Here is a 6,569-nt window from a genome sequence, read left to right as displayed (position 1 = left end):
CCCTGACCCCCCTGACCGCCCCGTGACCGAAAGGCCGTCCGCCCCCATGCCCGAGCTGGTGTTCTTCTCCGGAACGATGGACTGCGGAAAGAGCACCCTCGCTCTCCAGATCGAGCACAACCGCTCGGCGCGCGGGCTCGAGGGCATGATCTTCACCCGCAACGACCGGGCGGGGGAGGGCAAGCTCTCGTCGCGGCTGGGGCTGGTCACGGCGGCGGTCGAGGCCGACGCGTCGATGGACTTCTACGCCCACCTCGTGGGTCATCTGTCGGCCGGCGGCCGGGTCGACTACGTCATCGCCGACGAGGCGCAGTTCCTCACGCCCGAGCAGATCGACCAGCTGGCCCGGGTCGTCGACGACCTGGGCCTCGATGTGTACGCCTTCGGGATCACCACCGACTTCCGCACCAAGCTCTTCCCGGGCTCCCAGCGCCTCATCGAGCTGGCCGACCGGATCGAGACCCTCCAGGTCGAGGCGCTGTGCTGGTGCGGCGCCCGCGCCACGCACAACGCCCGTACGGTGGACGGGGTGATGGTCGTCGAGGGCGCCCAGGTGGTGGTCGGCGACGTCAACCAGCCGACGGGCGAGGTGGGGTACGAGGTGCTGTGCCGGCGCCACCACCGCCGCCGCACGACCAGCGCGACGGCCCGCGTGGGCGCGCTGTCCCCGGACGTCCTGCCGGTCTCCTCCTGACCGGTCCCGCCACCCCGCCCGGTCGCCCCCCGTACGACGACGGAGAAGGGCCCGCCGCGCTGCTGCTGCCCGCGGCGGGCCCCGCACCTCACGGCCGACCGGCCGGTCCCTCCAGCGGGTCGCTCAGGAGCTCTGGCGCTCGAACGCCTGCGCCGCGGCCCGGCGCGTCGGGGCGAACGCGTCCACCGTGCCCGCTCCCTCGCCCGGCACCTGCTCCCAGCCGCGGATCTTCGCGGCGAGCGCCGTCAGCCGCGGGTCGCCCGGCTTGACGTCGATCTGGAAGTGTGACTCCTTCGCCACCTTCTCGTCGCCGCCCCAGGCGACGACGCCCTCGCACTCGGCGAGGATGTCGCGGACCACGACCAGCTCCTGGGGGAACAGCCCGCCCGCGGCCCCGATCGGGTACGACGCGGGGCGAATGGCGATGGCCGTCCCGGACAGGCGGTTCGACTCGTACGGCTGCCGCACGTCGCGGTCGGTCGTGTGCCCCACGACATCGCCGTGGCGGAGCACGTCGACCTCGTAGTGGAAGCGGCGGGCGACGTGCAGCAGGACGACGGCCACGTCGCCGTCCCTGACGGCGACGGAGACGCCGCCCGCGCCCTCGATCCGGTGCGTCGGCGCGCCGTCGAGCACCGGCCAGCCGTTGGCGCTGGTGCCACCGCTCCAGCCGGTCGCCCGGGGCGCCTCGGCGGCCACGGCGCGGGGGGCCGGTCCGCCGGCCGCCCACAGGACGGAGCCGCCGACGGCGACACCGAGGGCGGTGGCCAGCAGCCGCCGCCGGTCGAGGGATATGGATTCAGTCATGAGAGAGCTCCTTGTGTCTCCGCACCCGGGTGCGGACGGCCATGGCGGCGCAGGCGACGATTCCGGCGAGGCACAGCCAGATGACGGGGTTGACCCACGCGGGGACCAGTTCCACCGTCTCCCCGGTGCGCCAGTGACAGGTGTGGGTGACCGGGAACGCGGTCTGGGTGATGGAGTCCGGGCCGGAGACCCGGCCCGCCTCCCGCCGGCAGATCTCGCCGCTCCGGGTGAAGCCGGACAGCATGCCGGTGAGCCAGACGGGGAGGGCGACGACGGCGAACAGGGCGCCGCGCACCACCCATCCCCCCGCGGTCACGCCCTTCACCGCGCGGCGGCCCGCGCCTCGGCCTGGCCGAGATACGTCTGGTGGTTGCTGCGGAAGGCGGCCATCTTCGCGTTCTCCTTGCCCACGCGCGCCTGGAGCTGGTCGGCGAAGCCCTTGCAGAACTCGGTGAGCTTCTCCGCGGGCAGCATATTCGGCGACATCGTCCACGTTCCGGCCTGCTGGCCGATGAGGTAGTCGCGCCCGAGGGAGATCGTCGGGTCGTCCTCCATGGTCAGCATGTTGCGGGCCATGTCGGTCGCGATGTCCACCCGGCCGCTGAAGCGCTTGTTCCAGTAGTCCCGGAAGCGCGTCAGGCCGCCCTTGCCGTTGTAGTGGTTGCGGATGGCGGTGACGATGTCCACGTTGTTGCGGACCTGCGCGGCCAGCAGATAGCCGTCCGCGTCCTCCAGCAGGTCGCCGTAGGCGAAGGTGGAGTTGACGCCGATGTTGGCGAACTTGTCCTGGACGTACTTGTAGCCGGACGAGTAGGACTTGCTGTCGCGCCGCCACTCGCCGTACAGCGTGATGAGGTCGCCGCCCCAGCCGCCGACGTCACCCGCGCCGACCCGGCGCGGGTTGTCGGTCTGCCACTTGACGAGGTGGGCGTTGGCGGTGGCCAGCAGGTGCTCCGCGCCGATCTCGTAGCCGGTGTACGGGTCGGTGAACTCGTCCCAGACGACCATGCCCTTGTCGTTGGCGTACTTGATGAAGTCCTCGTCCGGGCTGCCGATGAGGGCCCACCAGTCCCAGCCGGAGTACTCCTTCTGCCGGAAGTAGTGCATCACCAGCTTGTTCGGGTCGCCCTTGCCGTAGTCCTTGGCGACCTGGTAGAGCCGGGCGATGTAGTTGATGAAGTCGTCGGCCGGGGACTTGTCCTTGTTGACGGACTTCTCGCCGTAGTCCGAGCCGATGCGGTGGGTGTCGCGGTCCAGGTCGAAGGAGTCACTGCCGTCCGTGACCTTGAACTCCTTGATCTGGTTGAACGACCAGTTCGGGGGCAGCGGGAAGCCGAGGTTGCCCGAGAAGCCCCAGGACATGCCGGAGACGAAGGAGTAGCGGGCGTAGGTGTGCTTGGTGACCTGCGTGCACACGTTCCGCGAGCCGTAGACGCCGTGGATGTAGCGGCGGCCCTGGTTGGACAGGCCGGCGGCCACGCCGTTGAAGTACGGCACGATGGCCGACATGATCTCTTCCTGCGTCGCGTCGTAGTCGACGGCGAAGTAGATCGTGGTGCCCCGGTTGAAGCCGTAGGACGCGGCCAGCTTGTGGGCGTTGAGGGCGTGCGCGAAGCCGTGGGAGTAGGTGAAGTCCTCCAGCCGGCGCGCGTTGTCCTGGTAGATCGGGAAGACCCGCAGACCGGCGTCGAAGATCGTCTTCAGCTCGCCGGGCTTGATCTCCTTGTCCAGGGTGCTGCCCGGCGGGTCGAAGAGATAGCGGCCCACATAGCGGTAGCCGTCCGCGTACAGCTTCTTGGCGCGCGACGGCGTGATCTCGTACCGGGTGTCGCAGCCGTCGGCGGGGCGGTCGGGGTCGCCCATGGAGACCAGCAGCTGCGCCCAGGTGCGGTAGTCGCCCTTGCCGGTGGCGTCCAGGGAGGAGAACCGCTGGAAGGCGGAGACGTACTCCCTCAGCTTGCCGTCGAACGAGTCCTTGAAGGAGGTGATGACCTGGCTGCCCGGCGCGAGGTACACCGGCTCGTTGAACACACAGGCGGCCGAGAACAGCTGGACGAAGATGCCGGAGTCGCCCTCGGACACCACGTGGTTGCGCAGCCCGGCCTGGGTGGTGGGGCCGAAGTTGCCGTTCACCGAGGACTCGGCGATGCCGATCTCGTACTGAATGGCCTTCATCAGCGACTTCTGCACATCGCGCGAGTAGATGCCGTCGCACGGGCCGATGTCGAACGTCGAGCGCTTGTGGTAGCGGCCGTTCAGCCACTGCTGGATGCCGCGGACCTTCTCCGTGCCGCCCGCGACGACCACATAGGCGTCCATGGACAGGATCGCCTTGAAGATCTTCGGCTGGACCATGCCGTCGCTGTCGCCGAGGCCGGCGTTGGACTTCAGCTGCTTGATCGCCGTGACGGTCGTGACGTCGTAGTTGCCGTCCGCGGCGCCGCCCCAGTAGCCCTTGCAGAACAGCGCGTGCTGGAGGATCTTGACGATGTTCTTGTTCTTGAAGCCCATCTGGACATCGCCGAGGGCCGCCAGCTTGGACAGGGTGCCGGGGCCGAAGCCCGCGACCACGGGGCTGATGCCCAGCTCGTGCTGGAGGGCCATGGTGAGGGCGTACATCGTGCCCCACCCCGTCTTGCCGTCCTCGGGGCACTTCTGGTATCCGGCGACCTTTCCGTAGGTCGCGTTGACCCACTTCTGTGCCGCGAGAACCTTGTCGTCCGCCACAGATAACCCCATCCCACACCGAAATGACGCCGGTGCCCCGCCCCGAAGGGGGCATGGGGCACCGCGGCCGCCCCCCCCGCGGCCCGCCGCGTGTGCGGCGGGCCGTCGTCAGTGTGGGAACGGACGCTCTCCGTCCACTCTCGGGTGGGTCTTCACCCTCCGGCCGGCGGGCGGTGCGCCGAGGCGGGGCCGGGCCCCAGGCGGTGCGCCGGGGGAGGGCCGGGCCCCGGTCGGTCAGCGGTGCGCCGGGGCGCGGCCGGGCCCGTCAGCGGGCGGTGCGGACGATGGTGAAGGCGGCGCCCTCCCGGTCGCAGACCGTGGCCATCCGCCCGTGGGCGCCGTCCCACGGGCCCTTGAGCACCCGGCCGCCCAGCCCGGCGACGCGATCGACGGCCGCGTCCACGTCCTCGATCTCGAAATACGTCATCCAGTGCGGCCCGCGGTCCCGGGGCAGGGCGTTGCCCACGCCGTGGATCGAGGCCACCGGGCGGTCCGCCAGATGGAGCGTCACATGGTCCTCGTCGGCCGAGGCGAGCGTCTCGGGCTCATAGCCGAACACCGCTTGGTAGAACTTCGTGACGTGGGAGGTGTCCTGCGTCAACAGCTCATTCCAGACCGGGGTGCCGGGCCGGCCCGCCACCCGCTGGCCGGGGTGCGCCCGGCCCTGCCAGACGCCGAACACCGCGCCGGTGGGGTCGGAGGCCATCGCCATCCGCCCCGCCTCGCCCGCGTCCAGCGGGCCCACCCCGACCGTGCCGCCGCAGCACCGGATCTGCTCCGCCGTGGCGTCGGCGTCGTCGCTGGCGAGATAGGTGGTCCAGGCGATCGGCAGATGGCGGTCCGGGGGCAGCTCACCGATGCCGGCGACCTCCTCGCCGTCCAGGAGCGCACGGACGTACGGGCCGAGCTGCTGGGGGCCCGGGCTGAACTCCCAGCCGAACAGCGTGCTGTAGAACTCCTGGGTGGCGGGCAGGCCGTGCACCATGAGGCTCACCCAGCAGGGCGTGCCGGGCGTGCGCCGAGCCTCCCCCGCGCGTGGCTGGGGGGACCCCCATTCCTCGGTCATCGTCACTCTCTCCTCGGACCATCGGGGTGGTCGTGCCGGACCGGGCGCACCGTCGCGTGACGTACGCCCGCCCAGATGCTTGCACCACCTGTCGTGCCGTGCGCCCCGGCCGCGCCGCATTCCCCGTGTTCCCCCAGGAGGATGCCCGATTTGCCGTCTCCGCATCGCTTTCGGCGCCCTTGCCGTTCAGTGTCCACTCGCCGTATACCCCGTGTGCGAGCGCTCATACGAACCGGCGGCCATGACCTCGTCGCCACGAGGGGCTCGCGAGGTGATCTCCAGAGGGTGTACGCGGGCGGGCGGGGCGCCGCGGTTCGCGTACAGCACTCGAAGGCGGGCGCCACCGCGGCGGGGAGTGGGGGCGGGAAGCCGAGGTGGGGAGCCGATGGCGGCGGTCCGTCCGGCCGGGGTGCCGCGACGGACTCTGCGCGAGGATGGGCCCATGGATGCCAAAGGTGTGATCATTTCCGTGGCGGGGCTGGCGGACGAACTGGCCGGGCCCCGGCCCCCGCTGCTGCTCGACATCCGCTGGCAGCTCGGCGGCCCGCCCGGCCGGCCCGCGTACGAGGCCGGTCATCTGCCGGGCGCCGTCTATGTCGACCTCGACACGGAGCTGGCCGGCGAGCCGGGGCCGCGCGGCCGGCACCCCCTGCCCGACCTCGACGCCTTCGGTGCCGCGATGCGCCGGGCCGGGGTCTCCCGGGAGCGGCCGGTGGTGGTCTACGACGGCGGCCGGGGCGACCCGCCGGTGCCCTCGGCGGGCTGGGCCGCCGCCCGAGCCTGGTGGCTGCTGCGCTGGGCCGGCCACCCGGCCGTACGGGTCCTGGACGGCGGCCTGGCCGCGTGGACGGCGGCCGGCGGGGCGCTGTCGACCGCCGTGGAGGCGCCGGAGCCCGGGGACTTCGTCCCCGCCCCGGGGCACCTGCCACTGCTGGACGCGGACGCCGCGGCCGCCCTCGCCCGTACGGGAGTACTGCTGGACGCGCGGGCCCCGGAGCGCTACCGGGGCGAGGTGGAGCCGATCGACCCGGTGGCGGGCCATATCCCCGGCGCCCTGTGCGCGCCGGCGACGGACAACCAGGGGGAGGACGGCCTGCTGCTGGCGCCGGAGGCGCTGGCGGAGCGCTTCGCGGCGCTCGGCGTGCGCGCCCCGTCGGGCACGGGTCCTGGCGCGGTCACGGGAGCGGGGGAGCGGGTCACGGGGGTCACGCGGGCTGCCGGGGCCGACCGCCATGAAGCGGCCGGGGCCGAGTCCGGGGTCGGGTCCCTGTCTCT

The 6,569-nt window shown here is 71.9% G+C and carries 6 protein-coding genes; 2 read left to right on the top strand and 4 right to left on the bottom strand.

Features of this window, described 5'->3' with window-relative positions:
• Nucleotides 1–46: 46 nt before the first annotated feature.
• Nucleotides 47–694 carry a thymidine kinase gene (locus ACSNOD_RS26835; protein ID WP_436769647.1) on the top strand — a complete coding sequence of 216 codons (648 nt, stop codon included), beginning with the start codon at nt 47–49 and terminating at the stop codon, nt 692–694.
• 123 nt (nt 695–817) lie between these two features.
• Here the strand turns inward: ACSNOD_RS26835 and ACSNOD_RS26830 are convergent, their stop codons facing one another.
• From ACSNOD_RS26830 to ACSNOD_RS26815, 4 genes are all read right to left on the bottom strand, one after another.
• Nucleotides 818–1,501: a hypothetical protein gene (locus ACSNOD_RS26830; protein WP_436769646.1), complete on the bottom strand. Its 684-nt coding sequence runs from the start codon at nt 1,499–1,501 to the stop codon at nt 818–820.
• Nucleotides 1,494–1,817, bottom strand: a complete 324-nt coding sequence (locus tag ACSNOD_RS26825; protein ID WP_436769645.1) for a hypothetical protein — start codon at nt 1,815–1,817, stop codon at nt 1,494–1,496. The genes ACSNOD_RS26830 and ACSNOD_RS26825 overlap by 8 nt, the downstream gene beginning before the upstream one ends.
• Before the next feature lie 5 nt (nt 1,818–1,822).
• Nucleotides 1,823–4,240 carry a glycoside hydrolase domain-containing protein gene (locus ACSNOD_RS26820; RefSeq protein ID WP_436769644.1) on the bottom strand — a complete coding sequence of 806 codons (2,418 nt, stop codon included), beginning with the start codon at nt 4,238–4,240 and terminating at the stop codon, nt 1,823–1,825.
• Between the two features lie 253 nt (nt 4,241–4,493).
• A complete protein-coding gene (locus ACSNOD_RS26815; RefSeq protein WP_436769643.1) occupies nt 4,494–5,294 on the bottom strand; it encodes a VOC family protein in 801 nt (266 codons plus the stop codon).
• Between the two features lie 442 nt (nt 5,295–5,736).
• Between ACSNOD_RS26815 and ACSNOD_RS26810 the strand changes: the two genes are divergently transcribed.
• Nucleotides 5,737–6,569 (top strand): sulfurtransferase (locus tag ACSNOD_RS26810; RefSeq protein ID WP_436769642.1); only part of this gene is annotated, 833 nt, incomplete at its 3' end.

It is taken from the genome of Streptomyces sp. URMC 123, assembly GCF_051386515.1.
In the GTDB taxonomy this organism is placed as follows: domain Bacteria; phylum Actinomycetota; class Actinomycetes; order Streptomycetales; family Streptomycetaceae; genus Streptomyces.
The sequence above is the reverse complement of the archived record's forward strand: the minus strand, read 5'-3'. Positions and strand labels throughout refer to the sequence as shown.